General features: G+C 53.9%; 2 rRNA genes (1 of these 2 cut by a window edge). Both read left to right on the forward strand.

Annotation, left to right across the window (positions count from 1 at the left end):
* Positions 1-2,683 (forward strand): 23S ribosomal RNA (locus QT987_RS29260) (it extends 168 nt beyond the left edge of the window).
* 122 nt (positions 2,684-2,805) lie between these two features.
* Positions 2,806-2,918, forward strand: a 5S ribosomal RNA gene (gene rrf / locus QT987_RS29265).
* Positions 2,919-2,993 lie beyond the last annotated feature (75 nt).

The following is a 2,993-nucleotide window of genomic DNA, read 5'->3' on the forward strand; positions in this document are numbered from 1 at the left end:
AAGCTAACCCGGGGAACTGAAATATCTAAGTACCCGGAGGAAAAGAAATCAACCGAGATTCCCTGAGTAGTGACGAGCGAACGGGGAACAGCCCAAAAGTCATCATGGTTCTAGAAAAACAGTCTGGAAAGGCTGGCCATAGACGGTGATAGCCCAGTATTTGAAAGGGCCACGATGATGAAATTGAGTAGGGCGGGGCACGTGAAACCCTGTCTGAACATGGGGGGACCATCCTCCAAGGCTAAATACTCCTGACTGACCGATAGTGAACCAGTACCGTGAGGGAAAGGCGAAAAGAACCCCGGAGAGGGGAGTGAAATAGAACCTGAAACCGTATGCGTACAAGCAGTAGGAGCCCGCAAGGGTGACTGCGTACCTTTTGTATAATGGGTCAGCGACTTACTTTTTGTGGCGAGCTTAACCGTATAGGGTAGGCGAAGGGAAACCGAGTCTGAATAGGGCGCATAGTCGCAGGAAGTAGACCCGAAACCGGGTGATCTAGCCATGCCCAGGGTGAAGGTGCGGTAACACGCACTGGAGGCCCGAACCCACTCCTGTTGCAAAAGTAGGGGATGAGGTGTGGCTAGGAGTGAAAAGCTAATCGAACCCGGAGATAGCTGGTTCTCCTCGAAAGCTATTTAGGTAGCGCCTCGCACGAATCTTCCTGGGGGTAGAGCACTGTTATGGCTAGGGGGTCATCGTGACTTACCAAACCATGGCAAACTCCGAATACCAGGACAGACTATGCGGGAGACACACGGCGGGTGCTAACGTCCGTCGTGAAAAGGGAAACAACCCAGACCCACAGCTAAGGTCCCCAAATTATCGCTAAGTGGAAAACGATGTGGAAAGGCATAGACAGCCAGGAGGTTGGCTTAGAAGCAGCCATCCTTTAAAGAAAGCGTAATAGCTCACTGGTCGAGTCGGTCTGCGCGGAAGATTTAACGGGGCTAAGCGATATACCGAAGCTTGGGGTGCACACTTTGTGTGCGCGGTAGAGGAGCGTTCCGTACGCCTGCGAAGGTGGCTTGAGAAGGCTGCTGGAGGTATCGGAAGTGCGAATGCTGACATGAGTAACGATAATGCGGGTGAAAAGCCCGCACGCCGAAAGCCCAAGGTTTCCTAGCGCAACGTTCATCGGCGCAGGGTGAGTCGGCCCCTAAGGCGAGACCGAAAGGTGTAGTCGATGGGAAGCTGGTTAATATTCCAGCACCTCGCGTGAGTGCGATGGGGGGACGGAGAAGGGTAAGTGTACCGGGCGTTGGTTGTCCCGGGGAAAGTACAAAGGCTTGGGTGGTAGGCAAATCCGCCGCCCTTTAAGGCCGAAGTACGAGACGAGTCCTATCGGACGAAGTCACTGATCCCACGCTTCCAGGAAAAGCCTCTAAGCTTCAGCTCACGCAAGACCGTACCGTAAACCGACACAGGTGGGTAGGATGAGAATTCTCAGGCGCTTGAGAGAACTTGGGTGAAGGAACTAGGCAAAATAGTACCGTAACTTCGGGAGAAGGTACGCCTCCAGCAATGGAGGCCGCAGTGACCAGGCCGCTGCGACTGTTTATCAAAAACACAGCACTCTGCAAACACGAAAGTGGACGTATAGGGTGTGACGCCTGCCCGGTGCTGGAAGGTTAAGTGATGGGGTCAGCGCAAGCGAAGCTCTTGATCGAAGCCCCAGTAAACGGCGGCCGTAACTATAACGGTCCTAAGGTAGCGAAATTCCTTGTCGGGTAAGTTCCGACCTGCACGAATGGCGTAACGACAGCGGCGCTGTCTCCACCCAAGGCTCAGTGAAATTGAAATCGCTGTGAAGATGCAGCGTTCCCGCGGCAAGACGGAAAGACCCCGTGAACCTTTACTATAGCTTTACATTGAACGTTGAGTTCGTCTGTGTAGGATAGGTGGGAGGCTATGAAACCGAGGCGCCAGCTTCGGTGGAGCCATCCTTGAAATACCACCCTGATGTGCTTGACGTTCTAACCTAGGTCCGTAATCCGGATCGGGGACCATGTATGGTGGGTAGTTTGACTGGGGCGGTCTCCTCCCAAAGAGTAACGGAGGAGCACGAAGGTACGCTCAGCGCGGTCGGACATCGCGCAATGTGTGCAAAGGCAGAAGCGTGCTTGACTGCAAGATCGACGGATCAAGCAGGTACGAAAGTAGGTCTTAGTGATCCGGTGGTTCTGTATGGAAGGGCCATCGCTCAACGGATAAAAGGTACTCCGGGGATAACAGGCTGATACCGCCCAAGAGTTCATATCGACGGCGGTGTTTGGCACCTCGATGTCGGCTCATCACATCCTGGGGCTGTAGTCGGTCCCAAGGGTATGGCTGTTCGCCATTTAAAGTGGTACGCGAGCTGGGTTCAGAACGTCGTGAGACAGTTCGGTCCCTATCTGTCGTGGGCGTTGGAGATTTGAGAGGGGCTGTTCCTAGTACGAGAGGACCGGAATGGACGAACCTCTGGTGTACCGGTTGTCACGCCAGTGGCACTGCCGGGTAGCTACGTTCGGAAACGATAACCGCTGAAAGCATCTAAGCGGGAAGCGCGCCTCAAGATGAGATCTCCCGGGACACAAGTCCCCTAAAGGAACGATGAAGACTACGTCGTTGATAGGTCGGGTGTGTAAGTGCAGTAATGCATTGAGCTTACCGATACTAATGATCCGTGTGGCTTGATCATATAACCTCAAGTTGCCTTGCCCTTCGGCACAGAAGCCAAGACAAACCAAACTGTTACGTCACAAGACCCTATGAGAGCGTGAGCGCTTGAGCCTTCCGGCAATAGCGACCCTCCACCCTCTCCCTGGTGAACATAGCTGCGTGGAACCACCCGATCCCATCCCGAACTCGGAAGTGAAACGCGCACGCGCCGATGGTAGTGTGCATCCGCATGCGAGAGTAGGTCATCGCCAGGGCCTTACCCAAAACCCCGACCCAAAAGGTCGGGGTTTTTCTTTGCAACTCAAAAACCAATAACAGCAAAGCGCAGG

This window comes from Microcoleus sp. SVA1B4 (genome assembly GCF_036700545.1).
Lineage (GTDB): Bacteria > Cyanobacteriota > Cyanobacteriia > Cyanobacteriales > Microcoleaceae > Microcoleus.